At 59.0% G+C, this 18,661-nt stretch carries 12 protein-coding genes; 9 read left to right on the top strand and 3 right to left on the bottom strand.

Annotated features, from left to right (window positions below; translation table 11 throughout):
• Positions 1-111: 111 nt before the first annotated feature.
• The 3 genes from AC1Q6I_RS19215 to AC1Q6I_RS19205 form a co-directional block, all read right to left on the bottom strand.
• Positions 112-1,836, bottom strand: a complete 1,725-nt coding sequence (locus AC1Q6I_RS19215; protein WP_102625522.1) for an ABC transporter ATP-binding protein/permease — start codon at positions 1,834-1,836, stop codon at positions 112-114.
• Positions 1,837-1,936: 100 nt separating this feature from the next.
• Positions 1,937-2,497: a response regulator transcription factor gene (locus tag AC1Q6I_RS19210; RefSeq protein WP_010565532.1), complete on the bottom strand. Its 561-nt coding sequence runs from the start codon at positions 2,495-2,497 to the stop codon at positions 1,937-1,939.
• Complete coding sequence (locus AC1Q6I_RS19205) at positions 2,490-3,752, bottom strand: ATP-binding protein (RefSeq protein ID WP_024073420.1); 1,263 nt, start codon at positions 3,750-3,752, stop codon at positions 2,490-2,492. The genes AC1Q6I_RS19210 and AC1Q6I_RS19205 overlap by 8 nt, the downstream gene beginning before the upstream one ends.
• Before the next feature lie 205 nt (positions 3,753-3,957).
• On the opposite strand from AC1Q6I_RS19205, the gene AC1Q6I_RS19200 reads away from it, so the two are divergent.
• From AC1Q6I_RS19200 to AC1Q6I_RS19160, 9 genes are all read left to right on the top strand, one after another.
• Positions 3,958-4,671: an SIMPL domain-containing protein gene (locus AC1Q6I_RS19200; protein WP_024073419.1), complete on the top strand. Its 714-nt coding sequence runs from the start codon at positions 3,958-3,960 to the stop codon at positions 4,669-4,671.
• A gap of 540 nt (positions 4,672-5,211) precedes the next feature.
• Positions 5,212-7,887 (top strand): dermonecrotic toxin domain-containing protein, encoded by a 2,676-nt coding sequence (locus AC1Q6I_RS19195; protein ID WP_102625523.1) that lies wholly within the window; start codon positions 5,212-5,214, stop codon positions 7,885-7,887.
• A gap of 109 nt (positions 7,888-7,996) precedes the next feature.
• Positions 7,997-9,598, top strand: a complete 1,602-nt coding sequence (locus tag AC1Q6I_RS19190) for an ABC transporter substrate-binding protein (protein WP_102625524.1) — start codon at positions 7,997-7,999, stop codon at positions 9,596-9,598.
• Positions 9,599-9,856: 258 nt separating this feature from the next.
• Entirely contained in the window at positions 9,857-11,485 is a 1,629-nt protein-coding gene (locus AC1Q6I_RS19185) for an ABC transporter substrate-binding protein (RefSeq protein ID WP_024073416.1), read from the top strand.
• 365 nt (positions 11,486-11,850) lie between these two features.
• A complete protein-coding gene (locus tag AC1Q6I_RS19180) occupies positions 11,851-13,395 on the top strand; it encodes an ABC transporter substrate-binding protein (protein ID WP_370531113.1) in 1,545 nt (514 codons plus the stop codon).
• A gap of 171 nt (positions 13,396-13,566) precedes the next feature.
• Positions 13,567-14,964, top strand: coding sequence for an OprD family outer membrane porin (locus tag AC1Q6I_RS19175; RefSeq protein WP_024073414.1), 1,398 nt, complete (start codon positions 13,567-13,569; stop codon positions 14,962-14,964).
• A gap of 80 nt (positions 14,965-15,044) precedes the next feature.
• Positions 15,045-16,643: an ABC transporter substrate-binding protein gene (locus tag AC1Q6I_RS19170; RefSeq protein WP_024073413.1), complete on the top strand. Its 1,599-nt coding sequence runs from the start codon at positions 15,045-15,047 to the stop codon at positions 16,641-16,643.
• A 76-nt stretch (positions 16,644-16,719) separates the two neighbouring features.
• Positions 16,720-17,730, top strand: a complete 1,011-nt coding sequence (locus AC1Q6I_RS19165) for an ABC transporter permease subunit (RefSeq protein WP_003215992.1) — start codon at positions 16,720-16,722, stop codon at positions 17,728-17,730.
• Positions 17,731-17,740: 10 nt separating this feature from the next.
• Positions 17,741-18,652, top strand: coding sequence for an ABC transporter permease subunit (locus AC1Q6I_RS19160; protein WP_026139829.1), 912 nt, complete (start codon positions 17,741-17,743; stop codon positions 18,650-18,652).
• Positions 18,653-18,661: the final 9 nt, after the last annotated feature.

Below are 18,661 nucleotides of genomic sequence, written 5' to 3'. Positions count from 1 at the left end.
CGCCGGATAGATTTAAGCAAGCCAACCACATCGCCCGTTAATCAGTATTGCAAAAATGGGGGGGACCATAGATTTTTGTTGGGCCTCGCTCTGCAGTGATCGCGCCCTGCCTCAGGACACGGGCTGCTCCTGCAACAACCCGCCTTCGATCCGCACACGCCGCCCATGGAAGCGCTTGAGGCTACTGCGATGGCCAACGCTGACGATGCTCAATCCAGGCAGCTCATCGATCACCGCCTGATACAACGTGGCTTCATCCTCTTCATCCATGGCCGAAGTCGCTTCATCCATGTACAGCCATTGCGGCGCGAACAACAACGCGCGGGCAAAGGCCAGGCGCTGTTGCTCGCCCGGCGAGAGCATCCGTTGCCAGTGGTTGGCTTCATCGAGGCGAGCGACCAGGTGCGGCAGGCGGCAGGTTTCCAGGACCTGTGCATAACGTTCTGCCGGGTACACGCTGTCGTCCTGTGGATAACTCAACACATCCTTGAGCGTACCAATCGGCAGGTAGGGCTTCTGCGGCAGGAACAGGTAGCGCTTGGCCGGCAGGCGAATGCTGCCATGGCCGGCTGGCCACAAGTGGCCCATCGCACGCAGCAAGGTACTTTTACCACTGCCCGATCGCCCGCTGAGCATCACCCGCTCGCCCGGTTCCACGGTCATGTCGGCGTCGGTGAGCAAATGACGTCCGTCGGCCAGGTCCATCCCCAGGCCCTGCACCACCAGGCGTTCGCCTTGGGGCTGCACATCGATGGCCGCAGGGCGTTGCTCGTTCTCGCTCATGGCCTGCTGGAAGCTCAGCAGACGATCACTGGTCGCACGCCAGCTGGCCAGGTCGGCGTAGGCCGTGATAAACCAACTGAAATTACCCTGCACGTTGCCGAACGCCGAGTTGATTTGCATCAGCTCGCCCAACTCGATCTTGCCGGAGAAGTAGCGCGGTGCAGCCACAATGAACGCAAACACGGTGGCGATCTGCTCATAGCCGGCGGTGAAGAACGTCAGGCGCTTGGACACTTTCATAATGTCCCAGAAGTTATGCCAGACCTTGCCGAACCGCGCACTCAAGCGCTGGTTTTCGTTAGGCTCGCCGTTGTACAAGGCGATACTCTCGGCATTCTCCCGCACCCGCACCATGGAGAAACGCAAGTCCGCCTCAAACCGTTGTTGCTGGTTGCTCAGGCCGATCAAGCGTCGACCGATCAAGTGGGTCAACCAACTGCCGACACCGGCGTAGACCAACGCGCACCAGAACATGTAGCCGGGGATGGTGATACCGAACACTTCAATGCTGCCCGACACGCCCCACAAGATGATGGAGAACGACACCAGGCTGACCACATTGCGTAGCAGCCCCAGGCCCAGGTTCAAGGTATTGGAGGTGAAGCTGTTGAGGTCTTCGGAAATCCGCTGGTCCGGGTTATCGGTATAGCCGCCCTGCTCCAACTGGTAGTAGTTCTTGTGGCTGAGCCAACGCGCGAAATACTTTTCGGTGAGCCAGGCACGCCAGCGAATGGTCAACATCTGGGTCAGGTACAGGCGGTAGACCGCGCCGAGAATCGCCACCGTGGCGATACCGCAGAAATAGATGATCTGTTGCCAGAAGGCGGCGGTATCCTTATTTTCCAGGGCGTTGTAGAAGTCTTTGTACCAGTGGTTGAGCCATACCGATATCGCCACGCTGAACAACGACAGGCCAATCACCACCGCCAGCAACAACCAGGCCTTGCCCTTCTCTTCACTGCGCCAATAGGGCGTGATCATCGCCCAGGTTCGGCGGAAAAACTGCCCACGCACCGCGTCATTGACCGCGGAGTACTCAGCGTTCTGATTCATTGTTCAGGCTCGGTAGGAAAAACATGACAGGCGTTTGAACCGATCATAGACGATCGGTTCAGGGCGCCGTGCAGCCTGAAGCAGATTGTTCAGACTTCGTTCAGCGCCGTACCGGACGTTTCTGCAGCTTGCGTTGCAGGGTGCGGCGGTGCATGCCAAGGGCGCGAGCGGTGGCGGAGATGTTGCCTTCGTGCTCGGTCAGCACACGCTGGATGTGCTCCCATTGCAGGCGATCCACCGACATGGGGTTTTCCGGCACCAGGGTATCGAGGTCGGCATGCTCGGAGAGCAAGGCGGCCAGCACGTCGTCGGCGTCGGCGGGTTTGCACAGGTAGTTGCAAGCGCCGCGCTTGATCGCCTCGACGGCGGTGGCGATGCTGGAGTAACCGGTGAGGATCACCACGCGCATTTCCGGGTCGAGCTCCAGCAGCTTGGGCAGCAGCACCAGGCCCGAGTCGCCGTCCATCTTCAGGTCGAGCGCGGCGTAGTCCGGCAAGTCGGCCTGGGCGATGGCCAGGCCTTCTTCGGCGGAGCCTGCGGTGCTGACACGGAAGCCGCGACGGCTCATGGCGCGTGCCATCACGCGGGTAAACGTGGCGTCGTCATCTACCAGCAACAGATGCGGCAGTTCTTCGCCTTCGACTTGGATCTCGTCACTCATCGATATCTCCTCGTGCGACACGGGGCAGGCGCAGCTCGGTGAGCGTGCCACCTTCCTCATGACTATAGAGCTTCACTGAGCCGCCCGCGCGGGTCACGCTGGCCTTGCTCAAAAACAGGCCGAGGCCGAAGCCTTTGCCCTTGGTGGTAAAGAAAGGTTTGCCGATCTGCTCGGCAATAGCCAGCGGCACACCGGCGCCGTGGTCGCGAATACTGATCGTAAGGTCGTCCACATCCCAATCCAGTTGCACTTCCAGGCCCTCGGGGCAGGCATCGGCAGCGTTGTTCAACAAGTTGAGCAAGGCCTGGGTCAAGTCCGGCGGCGGCGCCATGCGCGGCACACTGCCCTGGCCCAACAGGTGGAAACGGTAACTGGCTTCGGGGCGCATCAGGTGCCAGCGGTTCAGGGCTTCGTCGAGCCACTGGGTCACGTCCTGCATCTCCACCGCCAGGCGGCGATTGGCTTCGGCAGCACGCACCAGTTGCTGCAAGGTCTGCTTGCACTGCTTGACCTGTTCGCGCAGTACGCCGAGATCCTCTTGCAGCGCCGGGTCGTGATGGTCCTGGGTCATTTCGTTGAGCAGCACGCTCATGGTCGCCAGCGGCGTGCCCAGCTCATGGGCGGCACCCGCGGCCTGGGTGGCGACGGCCAGCAGTTGCTGGTCGCGCAGGCCCTCTTCGCGGCGGATGGCGCGCAACTCTTCCTGACGGCGCAGCTCTTCGGCCATGCGCGCAGCGAAGAAGGTGATGACCGCAGCGGACAACGCGAAGCTCAGCCACATCCCGTAGATCTGCAGGTTTTCCCGTGCAATGGGGAAGGTCTGCAAGGGGTAGAACTGCGCCAGCAACAGCGTGTACAGGGTCAGCGCGATGCCCGACAGCACCACCGAATAGCGCCACGGCAAGGTCACGGCGGCGATGGTCAGTGGCACCAGGTAATACGAAACGAACGGGTTGGTGGAACCGCCCGAGAAATAAAGCAACACACTGTGGATAAACAGGTCGCAGGCCAGTTGCAGCGCGTATTCGAGTTCGGTCACCGGCCAGGTGGTGCGCAGCCGGATCGCGGTGAACACACACAGCACGGTGGAAAAGCACAGGGTCACGCCCAATTGCAGCCACGGCAGAGGCAGCAGGTCGAACCAATAGGCGAGCCCGACGGAGCCGGCCTGCGCGGCCAGCACCAGGGTACGAATGAACGTCAGGCGCCAGAGGTTCTGGCGAGTGGCGGAAGTCAGTTTTACGGCGGCGAGCATGAGCTCTCCCGATGAGCGCTGCAGGCGGATCGGCAGGAGTATAAACGAAGCAGCACCGCCGACACGGCGTATGTGGCTCTTTGACGCAGGGCGGGCAAATGACCGTTCGTCGGCAGCGCCCCAACCTGTAGCTAATGTGTAAACCCGAAGAACCCAACGTGACCGTCTACAGTCATACCGATACGACCCCCCCTAAGGAGCTTCCATGTCTCGTTTCATTCGCAGTGCAGCCATCGTCACCCTCAGCGTCGGCAGCCTCGCCAGCCTTCAGGCCATGGCCGCCGATGAGCTGCATTACAACCAGATTGCCCTGCGCGCCGAGGTCAGCCAGGAGGTGGCCCGCGACAAGATGATCGTCACGCTGTACACCGAATCCCAGAACAGCGACCCGGCCAAGCTCGCTGCCGAAATCACTACCACCCTGAACAAGGCCCTCGACCAGGCCCGCGAAGTCAAAGGCGTGACCCTGCGCCAGGGCAGCCGCAACAGCTACCCGATCTACGACAACAAGAACCAGAAGATCACCGGCTGGCGTGAACGCGCCGCGTTGCGCTTGGAGAGCGCGGACTTCCCGGCGCTGTCCAAGCTCACCGGCGAACTGCTGAACACCTTGAAGATGGAAAACATGGATTTCACCATCGCCGACGCCACGCGCAAGTCCAGTGAAGATGCGCTGCTCAAGGAAGCGGTCACCGCATTCAAGGCACGCGCACAGTTGGCCACCGATGCACTGGGCGGCAAGGGCTACAAGATCGTCAACCTGAACCTCAACACCAATGGTTACCCCATGCCTTACGCCCGTGCCGGGATGATGATGAAAGGTGCCCTGGCCGATTCGGCCCCTACCCCTGAAGTGGAAGCCGGCACCAGCCAGGTCAGCATGACCGCCGATGGCGTGATCGAAGTGCTGCAACAATAAAGTACTGACGGAAGCAAACGGGTTCCTGAAAACTCACTGAGTAGCGAACCCGTTCTCTGACAGATTGGCATCTGGCGCGGCCTTGAGGACGCGCCTTTTTTATCGGTGCAGCCGTAACTTCATAAATCAGAACACATGGCGCATTACACGCCTCTTCATTCTCCCCCCCCTACCGCACGCTGAATACGCGCCTTTATCCCGGGAAGTCATGCAATCAGCCGCCAGGTCTTTTTCAGCAGATGTCAGCCGCAACCATGTGTAACGAGAACAAAGCCAAAAGCAGGAACGTCAGTACGATCATTTTCCACGCAAGTATCGAACACATAATCGCCAGGGAGGCCAATTTACGGAGATCGATACCGAATGATTACATCTGCCTCAAACACTCTTCCGACATCTATGCCAAATGGGCCTCGCACCTCACCAGAGCTTGCCACCCAGCCTTCCCGCAATAACACAGAACATGCACCCCGGCAAAAAAGCCCAAAGAGAAAACACCATCACCAAACACTGATCCCCGGCCTACCGTATAACCCAGGGGTGGATAAATACATCGCTAAAGCCACTGAAGGTTTTAAAACGCCGAGCCAAAGTACCGCTGAAATTATCAAGGCCGAGTTGAAAACACGGTGGGGCAAGGACATTGATCCTGATAACACGTTTATTGTCACGTTGAACTACGACCCCAAGCAGCCAAAACCCAGGGGTGGCAAAGTCTTAAACAAGATATCGCTGACCAAAGCCGCGTTACATAACGTACAGCGCGCTAACAAGAAAGACGAACACCAGACGGAGTCCGAAAAACAGCGGTCGACCCTGCACACCTGGCTCAACCGGATGGCGCCGTTGAACCCTTTGTCGGTGCTGGAGAATAAGATTGACCCGCTGGCGCAGCCGCAGAAGACCTACGAGGGCATCTTTGTCGGGGCGGCCCCGGGCCAGAGGGAGGTTTATGGCGCTACAAACCTGCTGCACGAGACCCCAGCCGCCTTCCGGGAGATCGTGTGGAACACCGAACGGAGCAAACCCTACACCGACTTCCTGAATAGCTTTTGGCCTGCCCATCAAAGCAAATACGAACAAATGAGCAAAGCATCCCTGGTGGGGGCTGCCCTGCGGCAATTTGAGAACAACAGTTTGAAGGCAAGTGATACCGACCTGGTCATGCGCGCCGCCGGCCTGCCGTCGAATACCACGTGGGAGCGTCTGAAACTGGACGATCTGGCCCCCGCCACCCGCAAAGACCCCGATGTGGAAGTAGGGCTGTTGAGTATCAACGGCTTCAAGTCCACGGACTTGCTTTACATCACCGACAAGAAGCCCCAATTGGGTGACGACGGCACCCCCATCAACCGTACGTTGCTGTACATCCCGGGAAACTCCTCGCCGATTCATACGTTCGACAGCCACGCCCGGATGAAGACATGGCTGGCTGAACAGGCTGTCGACCCGGTCAAGCGTGAAGCGCTATCGATGCACTTCCGCTTGCGCGACCAGGCTGATCGTTTCTTCTCCGAAGGCGTCAATCAAACGTTGGTCGGTGTCAGCGGCTGGACCAAAAAAAATGCACCCGATGCCGGGCCTCTCGAACGGCTGAACGAATTCGATCCGCAACAATTCATCACCACCGAACCACTGTCCGGCGACCCGTTCGTGGTCATGACCCAGCGACAGAAAGAACGCTCATACGCCGACGCCGAAACCGAGATCACCACGGACGGCGACGTCACCAAAGCCACCCTCCTGGAAGTGCTGGAGAACACCAGTAAAATCGCCTTGATGATGACCCCGCTGGCCATGGTCATGCCAGAAGTGGCGATAGGGCTGGAGGTGTTTTACGCTGCCGCCGGCGCAGTGGAGGCCGGGGTTGGCGCCGACGACCTCAAGCATGGCAAGCAAGGTGGTGCAGACCATATTGTGTTCGGTGTGCTGAATGCACTGCCTAGCGTCGTCCATGGCGCCAGCAAACTGGTCACCGGTGCCGCCGAGGGCGAAGTCGTCGCAGCGAATGCCGCAGAAGAACTATCGCCACCCTCACGCGAAATCCCGGAAAAGCCCGTCGACATCAAGCCCCGCGCCGAGGAAAACGTTGCCAACCGTCTCCGCCCGTCCCAGGCCGCCGATATCAGCGCCTATGCAATCCCGGATGGCGAACGCGTTATTGAAGGCTTGCAGGCAAATGCAAAAGGCATGCATCAGCTTAAAGATGCTTCCGGCGTAGACCGGTGGTTCATCCGCTACACCGACGCTACGGGTATGCCCAAGGTCTACGAGATCAGAAGCGACTTCAAACTGCGCGACGACTACGTTCAGATCATCGACCCACAAACCCGCAAGCCGGTGATGACCGTGCATTCCACCGGCGATGGTGAGTGGGCACCGGGTATCGGCCCAGGAGGTGCCCGCGAGTGGCCATGGAAAAAAAAGATCCCAGCACCGACCCAGGATGAAGTCCTGAACAAAGTCCCCAGCGTTTCGAGTCAGTTTGTTGAAGTAGATGGCACCCAGATGGCAGGGGCAAAAATCTTTGACAAGTACGTCAATGCCGACACAAAAACCAACTTCACTTTTTCCAGTGAGCACTATGAACAAGGTAGCGAGATCAAGCGTAGGCTGAAGATCGATTGGGCGGCCAATGACGGCGTGTATTCGGTGTCAGACTCCGAAAGGGCAATCCCGTCAGAGTTCGGGGCCGGCGAGTACGCGCCGAACTTCATCAAAGACCTGCACCGTAGCCCCTACACGCTGCGCGTTGGCGCAAACGAAATTGAAATGGACTTCAACAAACTCAAGGCCAGCTTTGAAAATCCACCTGCAAACCTGGAGGACAGCTTCCTGCGAGACAACCTCGCCAAATTTGAACAAGCAGTGCCCGATCCAGAACTGCGCGCGCGGATTTCCGAAGTTGCCCACCAGGGAGCAGCAGCGTCCACGTGGCAGGAGCTGGGTCCCCCCCTGCTCAAGGACAACTACTTGACCAGTGCGGGTGACCGTCACTTTCTCATCGACTACAACCCGGCGGCCGGAGACGCCGACGTCACGATCTCTGCCAAGTGGAAGCTGACTGATACAGACTCCGCTGAGCTCGAGCCCATCAAGGATATGGACATCTCATCGACGCGCACTTTCAAGATCCGCAAGAGCAGCGGGGCAGAAGGTGATCGATTCAAAATTGAAGGTCCCTCGAATTCCCGCCTGCAACTGTCGGTAGGGTAATAACGATAGAACGTTCTCGACTGACCTGAAAAGCCTGAACGGCGGTAACCTCGGTGACCGCCGTTTTTTGTCTGGGCAACTTTGTATGCCTGCCACTTCAGGAGTCTCCATGGAAAGAATCACCTTAAAACCACTGCTCCTCGCCGCTGGCCTGCTGGCCTTTATGCCGCTGGCCCAGGCCGCCAGCACGTTGGTCTACTGCTCCGAAGCCAGCCCCGCCGGTTTCGATCCCAGCCAGTACACCAGCGGCACCGATTTTGATGCCTCGGCGGAAACCGTGTTCAACCGCCTGACCCAGTTCAAGCGCGGCGGCACCGAAGTCGAGCCCGGCCTGGCGACCCGTTGGGAGGTGTCCAAAGACGGCCTGACCTACACCTTCCACCTGCGCGATGGCGTCAAGTTCCACACCACCGATTTCTTCACACCTTCCCGCGACTTCAACGCCGATGACGTGCTGTTCACCTTCAACCGCTTGCTGGACGCCAACAGCCCGTTTCGCAAGGCTTACCCCTCCGAGTCACCGTACTTCACCGACATGGGCCTGAACACCACGATCAAGAGCGTCGACAAACTCGACGAGCACACCGTGCGCTTCAACCTGAACAATGTCGACGCCGCCTTCGTACAAAACCTGGCGATGAGTTTCGCCTCGGTGCAGTCCGCCGAGTACGCGGCTCAATTGCTGAAGGAAGGCAAGGCCGAAGACATCAACCAGAAGCCGGTAGGCACCGGGCCGTTTGTGTTCAAGCGCTACCAGAAGGACTCGCAGATTCGCTATGTGGCCAACAAGCACTATTGGAAGCCCGAGGATGTGAAGCTCGACAACCTGGTATTCGCCATCACCCCGGATGCCGCGTCACGCCTGCAGAAACTCAAGGCCGGCGAATGCCAGGTCAGTGGCTATCCGCGCCCCGCCGACATCGAGGTGATGAAACAGGACCCCAACCTGCGCGTGCTGCAGCAAGCCGGTTTCAACCTGGGCTTCCTGGCCTACAACGTGACCCACCCGCCGCTGGACCAGCTCAAGGTGCGCCAGGCCCTGGACATGGCTATCGACAAACCTGCGATCATCAAGGCCGTTTACCAAAGCGCCGGACAATTGGCGCAGAACGCCTTGCCACCGGCGCAGTGGTCTTATGACCCGACCATCAAGGACGCCCCCTACGATCCGACCAAGGCTCGGGCGCTACTAAAAGAAGCAGGGGTTGCACCAGGTACGACCATCAACCTGTGGGCCATGACCGTGCAACGGGCTTCCAACCCGAATGCGCGCATGTCGGCGCAAATGATCCAGCAGGACTGGGACAAGATCGGCATCAAGGCCAACATCGTCAGTTATGAATGGGGCGAATACATCAAGCGCGCCAAGAATGGTGAGCACGATGCGATGATTTACGGCTGGACCGGCGACAACGGCGACCCGGATAACTGGCTCGGCGTGCTCTACAGTTGTGCTGCGGTCAAGGGCAGCAACTACGCCAAATGGTGTAACCCGGCCTACGACAAACTGGTCCAGCAAGCCAAACTCAGCAGCGATCGCGAGCAGCGCATAAAGTGGTATCAGCAGGCACAAAAAATCCTTAAGGAACAAGTACCTATAACGCCTATTGCAAACTCGACGGTTTTCCAACCCCTGCGAAAAGAAGTGCGAGACTTCAAGATCAGCCCGTTTGGATTGACGCCTTTCTACGGCGTGAGTCTAGATAAGTAACAGCCGCGCCCCAACCGGGTGCGCCAGGCGCGCCATATGGGTCTTTTTGGTGCGCCTTGCGCACCGAAAAAACCCTCTAAACATGCCCATTTGTGTCAAAACTTTCATAATTGCGACATTCGTGTACGTTCGTACCACTCTTTGCCGCTTGCAACCGTTCAGCATCTTGCAATGGGTATGGCCCCTGCATAAGTATCCGCAGGCCGACTCACGAGGTCGCCCTCACCACCAAAAATGACAACAAATCATGAGGCCAACATGCTTAAACACGCAGTCCTTCCGTTATTAGTGAGCGCTGGCCTTATGGCCGCCGCCCCCTTTGCCCATGCGGCAACTAACCTGGTGTTCTGCTCCGAAGGGAGCCCGGCCGGTTTCGATCCAGGCCAGTACACCACCGGAACAGACTTCGATGCTTCGGCCGAAACCATGTTCAACCGCCTGAGCCAGTTCGAACGCGGCGGCACCGCTGTGATTCCTGGCCTGGCCACCAGCTGGGACGTGTCCCCAGATGGCCTGACGTATACCTTCCATTTGCGCGAAGGCGTCAAGTTCCACACCACCCCGTACTTCAAGCCCACTCGTGAATTCTCGGCTGACGACGTACTGTTCACCTTCAACCGGATGATCAATAAAGACGATCCATTCCGTAAAGCCTACCCCACCGAGTTCCCGTACTTCACGGACATGGGGATGGACACCAACATCAAGAACATCGAGAAAATCGATGACCACACCGTCAAGTTCACCCTTGGCACCGTGGACGCCGCCTTTATCCAAAACCTGGCGATGAGCTTCGCGTCGATCCAGTCGGCTGAATACGCCGCCCAACTGTTGAAGGAAGGCAAAGCCCCGGACATCAACCAGAAGCCGATCGGCACTGGCCCGTTCGTGTTCAAGAGCTACCAGAAAGACTCGAACATCCGTTACACCGGCAACAAGGACTACTGGAAGCCTGAGGACGTCAAGATCGACAACCTGATCTTCGCCATCACCACCGACCCATCGGTACGCATCCAGAAGCTCAAGAAAAACGAATGCCAGATCACCTTGTTCCCACGTCCGGCCGACCTCAAGGCGCTGGGCGAAGACAAGGACCTGAAACTGCCACACCAGGCCGGTTTCAACCTGGGTTACGTTGCTTACAACGTCATGGACAAGATCAAGGGCAGCGACCAGCCTAACCCGCTGGCAGACCTGCGCGTGCGCCAGGCGCTGGACATGTCGGTGAACAAGCAGCAGATCATCGACTCCGTCTACCAGGGCGCCGGTCAACTGGCCGTCAACGCCATGCCACCGACTCAATGGTCCTACGACACCACCATCAAGGATGCCAAGTACGATCCGGAGAAAGCCAAAGCACTGCTCAAGGAAGCCGGCGTCAAGGAAGGTACCGAGATCGTCCTGTGGGCCATGCCGGTCCAGCGTCCGTACAACCCGAATGCCAAGCTGATGGCTGAAATGCTGCAGAACGACTGGTCCAAGATCGGCCTGAAGGTCAAGATCACCAGCTACGAATGGGGCGAGTACATCAAGCGCTCCAAAGGCGGCGAGAACCAGGCCATGATCATTGGCTGGAGCGGCGACAATGGTGACCCGGACAACTGGCTGAACGTGCTGTTCGGCTGTGATTCGCTGGCCGGTAACAACTTCTCCAAATGGTGCGACAAGAAATTCGATGGCATTGTCAAAGAAGCCAAGGCCACATCGGATGTCGCCAAACGCACCGAGCTGTACAAGCAGGCGCAACATATCCTCAAAGATGCAGTCCCGATGACACCTATCGCGCACTCGACGGTGTATCAACCCATGCGCAACTCCGTGCAGGACTTCAAGATCAGCCCGTTTGGCTTGAACTCCTTCTACGGCGTGAGCGTAAGCGGCAAGTAAGGATCACTGGCGGCGGCGTTTCAGAACGTCGCCGTTATTACATCCGCCTGGACCGTAGGAAACAGACCACATTCGCAATCGCTGCCGTCCTACGGTAACGAACTGCGATTTGCGACTCCGTTGCCTACAAGGTCAGTCAGATTTGACGCATTTACTGCGAAGTCCGCGACCCATAACGTCGTAGGACAGCAGAGGCATCTAATTCGGAAAGGCACTTGCTGCGAGTGGGATCAGTGATGTCTCCCTGGCCGAAAGCCCGGGGGATTGCTCGCTGATGACAACTACAAACAAGGATCGGGATCGTCATGCGCCATACCACCGTTCTATCCGCAATTTTTGGCACCAGCCTGCTGGCTGTGGCCACGATGGGCCAAGCCGCCGACAAGAAGAGCCTGGTGTTCTGCTCCGAAGGCAGCCCGGCAGGGTTCGACACCGCGCAATACACCGCCGCCACCGACAACGATGCCGCCGAGCCGCTGTACAACCGGCTGGTCGAGTTTGAAAAGGGCGAGACCAACGTGGTGCCTGGCCTGGCGACCAAGTGGGAGGTTTCCGAAGACGGCCTGACCTACACCTTCCATCTGCGCGAAGGGGTGAAATTCCACAGCAACAAGGAATTCAAGCCAACGCGAGACTTCAACGCCGACGACGTGCTGTTCACCTTCAACCGCATGCTTGACCCCGACCATCCGTTTCGCAAGGCCTACCCCACCGAGTTTCCGTACTTCAACGGGATGAGCCTGAACAAGAACATCGCCAAGGTCGAGAAGACCGGCCCACACACCGTGGTGATGACGCTCAACACGATCGACGCCGCGTTCGTGCAGAACATCGCCATGAGCTTTGCCGCCATCCTGTCGGCCGAATACGCCGAGCAGTTGCTCAAGGACGGTAAGCCCAGCGACATCAACCAGAAGCCGATCGGCACTGGGCCCTTTGTATTCCAGCGCTACCAGAAAGACTCGCAGATCCGCTTTGTGGCCAACAAACAGTACTGGGACCCGAGCAAGGTCAAGCTGGACCAACTGATTTTCGCCATCAACACCGACGCCTCGGTGCGCGTGCAAAAGCTCAAGGCCGGGGAATGCCAGGTCACCCTGCATCCGCGTCCGGCCGATGTCGACGCCCTAAAGGCCGACCCGAACCTGAAACTGCTGACCAAGCCCGGTTTCAACCTCGGCTACATCGCCTACAACGTGCGCCACAAGCCGTTCGACCAGCTTGAAGTGCGCCAGGCGCTGGACATGGCAGTGAACAAGCAGAGCATCCTCAATGCCGTGTACCAGGGCGCGGGGCAATTGGCAGTCAACGCCATGCCGCCGACCCAGTGGTCCTACGACGACAGCATCAAGGACGCCGCCTACAACCCGGAAAAAGCCAAGGAACTGCTCAAGGCCGCCGGCGTGAAGGAAGGCACCGAGATCACCCTGTGGGCGATGCCGGTGCAGCGGCCGTACAATCCCAACGCCAAGCTGATGGCCGAGATGCTGCAAAGCGACTGGGCGAAGATCGGCCTCAAGGTCAAGATCGTCAGCTACGAGTGGGGCGAATACATCAAGCGCACCAAGAACGGTGAGCACGATATCAGCCTGATCGGCTGGACCGGCGACAACGGTGACCCGGACAACTGGCTGGGCACTCTCTACAGCTGCGACGCCATCGGCGGGAACAACTACTCCATGTGGTGTGACCCGGCGTACGACAAGCTGATCAAGCAAGCCAAGGTCGTCACCGACCGCGAACAAAGGACTGTTCTGTACAAACAGGCGCAGCAACTGCTTAAAGCGCAGGTGCCTATCACGCCCGTCGCCCACTCGACGGTCAACCAGCCGTTAAGCGCCAAAGTCGAAGGTTTCAAAGTGAGCCCCTTCGGCCGCAACGTGTTCTCAGGCGTCAGTATCACCCCCTAAAAAAATAACCGGATTTGCAGAGAGCGAAGTTGGCTCTCTCGCAAACGTGCAGCCTTGTTTTGGGAATTTTCCTACAGCAAACGTTTGCAATAGCTTGATCGAGTTACACACCCAATAGCCGGTTCACCTAAAAAGACCGGCATAAAAAAGAGAACCAAAGGAGCTTCACCCATGAAACTGAGCAGCAAAGCGCTTCTGGCCTTGGCCATCAGCAGCATCACGGCCACCGCCTATGCGGACACTCAGAGCCAGGACTTCGTGCCTACCACCCTGGCCGGCACCAGCGCGCAAAGCGAAGCCAAAGGCTTTATCGACGGTCAAAGCCTGGGCGGTACCACTCGCAACTGGTTCTCCAGCGAGAAGAAATTCCGCGGCCAGCGCTTTACCTATGAGAAGCACGGTCAGGCACGCACTGACGCCAACCGCACGAACTGGGTGCAAGGCACCATTCTCAACTACTCCTCGGGCTTCACCCAAGGCACCGTGGGCGTGGCCACCGAAGTGGCGGCCTACAACGCTGTGGTCCTGGACCGTAGCAAGCGTGATATCAAGGGCGGTTCCAACCGTACCCTGGCTGACTCCGACGGTGATGCAGTAGGCCAATGGAGCAAACTGGGCTTGGCTAACGTCAAGTTCCGCGTGTCGAACACCACCTTGACCGCCGGTCGCCAGAACTTCAGCAGCGGAATCGTCGACACTATCGGCAACCGTGCCCTGCCTTCGAGCTTCGAAGGTGTGAGTTTCAACAGTGAAGAGTTCAGCAACCTGTCGTTCCAGGGCGGCATCTTCGATCGCGTTTCGCCGCGTACCGAACAAAGCCTGTCGAAATTCCGTTCCGAGTACGGCAATGGCCAGGAAACCGACAAGGTCAAAACCCTGGGCTTCAACTACCAGCCGTTCAAAAGCCTGAAAACCAGCGTGTTCGCCGCCAACGTTGAAGACTTCTGGAACCAGTACTACTTCGGCGCTACCCACGAACTGGGTGATGCACAGACCCTGGCACTGACCACCGGCCTGAACTACTACAAAACCACCGACACCGGCAGCAAGAAGATGGGCAACATCGACAACGACACTTACTCGTTGTCCCTGGGGCTGACCCACCAGGCTCACAGCCTGACCTTCTCGTACCAGGAAGTTAACGGTGACGAGTACTTCGACTACCTGCACGAAACCAACGGCATCTACCTGGCCAACTCCCTGACCTCGGACTTCAACAGCCCGAACGAGAAGTCCTTCCAGGTCGCCTACGCCATCAACATGGCCGAATACGGCGTGCCAGGCCTGAAGTTCAACGTCTACTCGGCGCGCGGCTGGGGCATCGACGGTACTCACTACAACGGTACCGCCTACGGTGAAGCCGGCGCTTCGCGTAGCGACCTGCGCCTGATGGACGGCGAGAAACACCAGGAATACGGCGTTGGCACGTCCTACGCGATTCAGAGCGGCCCACTCAAGGCCACCACCATCCGTGGCACCTACGTGACTCACCGCGCCAGCGCGCAACAAGCGGATGGCAACATCAAAGAGTTCCGCCTGGTCACCACCATCCCGTTCAACATCCTTTAATTAGCGCCAGGTAGACGGCGGGCTCAATCCGAGCCCGCCGTCTACGCTTGTCTGGTCCCATCGATTGCAGAGGGCTCCGAATGAAAATGCTCCCGCTACAAGCCGCTATTGCCGCTGCGCTGTTGAGCGTTGCGATCGGCGTTTCGGCCAAACCGCTGGTGGTCTGCACCGAAGCCAGCCCGGAAGGTTTCGACCCGGTCCTGTACACCACCGCCGTCACAGCTGACGCCGCCGCTGAAACCATGTTCAACCGCCTGGTGGACTTCAAGCCCGGCACCACCGAAGTGATTCCCGCACTGGCCAAGGCCCTGCCGGAGATCAGCGCCGATGGCCTGACCTACACCTTCCACCTGCGTGACGACATCAAGTTCCACACCACAGACTACTTCAAACCCACGCGCAACCTGAACGCCGACGACGTGCTTTGGAGCTTCCAGCGCCAACTGGACCCGAAACACCCGTGGCACACCAAGTCCAACGTGGGCTACCCCTACTTCGAAAGCATGGGCTTCAAGGAACTGCTCAAGAGCGTCGAGAAGACTGACGACCACACCGTGGTCTTCACCCTGACCCGCCCTGAAGCACCGTTCCTGGCCGACCTGGCCATGGCGTTTTCCTCGATTCACTCTGCCGAATACGCCGACCAGTTGCTCAAGTCCGGCAAGACCGATGACCTCAATGCCAAGCCCATCGGCACCGGCCCGTTCATCTTCACCCGCTACGCCAAGGACGCCCAGGTGCGTTTCAAGGCCAACCCGGACTACTTCCGTGGCAAGCCGCCGGCCGACCCGCTGATCCTGGCGATCACCACCGACAACAACGTGCGCCTGCAGAAGCTCAAGGCCAACGAATGCCAGATCGCGCTGTATCCGAAGCCGGATGACATCCCAAGCATCAAGAAAGACCCGAACCTGAAGATCGATGGTCTGGCAGCGATGACCACCAGCTACACTGCCTTGAACACCACCCACAAATACATGAGCGACGCGCGGGTACGCCACGCGATCAACATCGCGTTCGACAAGGCCGGCTATACGAAAGCACTGTTTGGCGAAGGTAACGCAGTCGTGGGCACCGGCCCGTATCCGCCAACACTGCTGGGCTTCAGCGACAAGTTGAAAAACCCGCCACGTGACCTGGACAAGGCTCGTGCCCTGCTCAAGGAAGCCGGCGTGCCGGAGGGTACCGAGTTCACCCTGTTCACTCGCGCCAACGGCGGCCCGACCAACCCCAACCCAATGATGGGCGCCCAGCGTATGCAGGCGGATCTGGCCCAGGTTGGCCTGAAGGTCAACATCAAGGTCATGGAGTGGGGCGAAATGCTCAAGCGCGCCAAAGCCGGTGAGCACGACATGGTTTCCGCAGGCTGGGTAGGTGATAACGGCGACCCGGATAACTTCCTTACGCCCAACCTGAGTTGCGATGCGGCCAAGAACGGCGAAAACTACGCCCGTTGGTGCAATAAAGAATTTCAGGACCTGATCGACAAGGCGCGTGCCCTCACTGAACCCGCCCAGCGCGCTGCACTCTATGAACAGGCACAGGACGTTTTCGACAAGGACCAACCATGGCTTCCCATGGCTTACCCGAAACTGTTCACCGCCATGCGCAAAAACGTAGAAGGCTTTACCCAAAGCCCTCTAGGTACCAATAACTTCGCCACCACCCAGGTGAAGTAAATAAGAAAAACGCTCGGCACCGTCGACCTTGACGGTGCTGGACTTGCCTAACCGGCTGATTGAGGTACACCACAAGATGTTTAGTTTTATTGCCCGCCGATTGGGGTTATTGATCCCCACGTTTTTCGGCATCACGTTGCTGACATTTGCGTTGATTCGCATGATCCCCGGCGACCCCGTCGAAGTCATGATGGGCGAGCGACGCGTCGACCCCGAGATGCACGCACAGGCAATGGAACGCCTCGGCCTTAACAAGCCGCTGTATGCGCAATACCTGGACTATGTGGGCAAGCTCGCCCATGGCGACCTTGGCGAATCGCTGCGCACGCGGACCAGCGTGTGGACCGAGTTCACCGCCCTCTTCCCGGCGACCCTGGAACTGTCCATGGCCGCCCTGTTGTTCGCCGGCATCCTGGGCCTGTTGGCCGGGGTGATCGCGGCCCTGAAGCGAGGATCCCTGTTCGACCATGGGGTGATGGGCATCTCCCTGGCGGGATATTCGATGCCGATCTTCTGGTGGGGCCTGATCCTGATCATGTTCTTCTCGGTAAGCCTGGGCTGGACCCCGGTTTCCGGGCGTATCGACCTGCTCTACGACATCGAGCCGCGCACCGGCTTCATGCTGATCGACACCCTGCTGGCTGACGAGCCGGACGCCTTCTGGGATGCGCTGCACCACCTGATCCTGCCGGCCATCGTGCTCGGCACCATCCCTTTGGCGGTGATCGCGCGGATGACCCGTTCGTCGATGCTCGAAGTGCTGCGCGAAGACTACATCCGTACCGCCAAGGCCAAAGGCCTGTCGCCTGCACGCGTGGTGTTCGTCCACGGCCTGCGTAACGCGCTGATCCCGGTGCTGACCGTGGTTGGCCTGCAAGTCGGCACCCTGCTGGCCGGTGCGGTTTTGACCGAAACCATCTTCTCGTGGCCCGGCATCGGCAAATGGCTGATCGAAGCCATTGGCGCGCGGGACTACCCGGTGGTGCAAAACGGCATCCTGCTGATCGCCTGCCTGGTGATCCTGGTGAACTTCGTGGTGGATATCCTCTACGGCTTCGCCAACCCACGCATCCGTCACCAGCGCTGAGATCATGACCATGACCACACCTACTCCCGTGTCAGCAGTCGATCAAAGCCTGCTGTATCCGTCCCCGTACAAAGAATTCTGGCAAGCCTTCTCCAAGAACAAAGGCGCGGTCGCCGGCCTGCTGTTCATGTTGCTGATCGTGTTCTGCGCGCTCTTCGCCCCTTGGGTGGCGCCGCATAACCCGAGCGAGCAGTACCGCGACTTCCTGCTGACCCCGCCGTCATGGCTGGAAGGCGGGCAGATCCAGTTCCTGCTCGGCACCGACGAACTGGGCCGTGACTTGCTCTCGCGCCTGATCCAGGGTTCGCGCCTGTCGCTGCTGATCGGCTTGTCGTCGGTGGTGATGTCGCTGATCCCGGGCATCCTGCTGGGTCTGTTCGCCGGGTTCTTCCCGCGCCTGCTGGGCCCGACCATCATGCGCCTGATGGACATCATGCTGGCCCTGCCGTCCCTGCTGCTGGCGGTTGCCATTGTCGCGATCCTCGGCCCTGGCCTGATCAACACCGTGATCGCCATTGCGATCGTGTCCTTGCCGTCCTATGTCCGCCTGACCCGTGCTGCGGTGATGGGCGAACTGAACCGCGACTACGTGACCGCCGCACGCCTGGCCGGTGCCGGCCTGCCACGCCTGATGTTCATCACCGTGCTGCCTAACTGCATGGCACCGCTGATCGTACAGGCCACCCTGAGTTTCTCCTCGGCGATCCTCGATGCCGCGGCCCTGGGCTTCCTCGGCCTTGGCGTACAACCGCCAACCCCGGAGTGGGGCACCATGCTGGCTTCGGCCCGTGACTACATCGAACGCGCCTGGTGGGTGGTGAGCCTGCCTGGCTTGACCATTTTGCTCAGCGTGCTGGCAATCAACTTGATGGGTGACGGCCTGCGCGATGCGCTGGACCCGAAACTCAAGAACGCCGCCTGAGGAGATTCC

The organism is Pseudomonas sp. MPR-R2A5, assembly GCF_058793055.1.
Note: the sequence above shows the minus strand (reverse complement) of the source record. Positions and strands in the feature narration are given on the sequence as shown.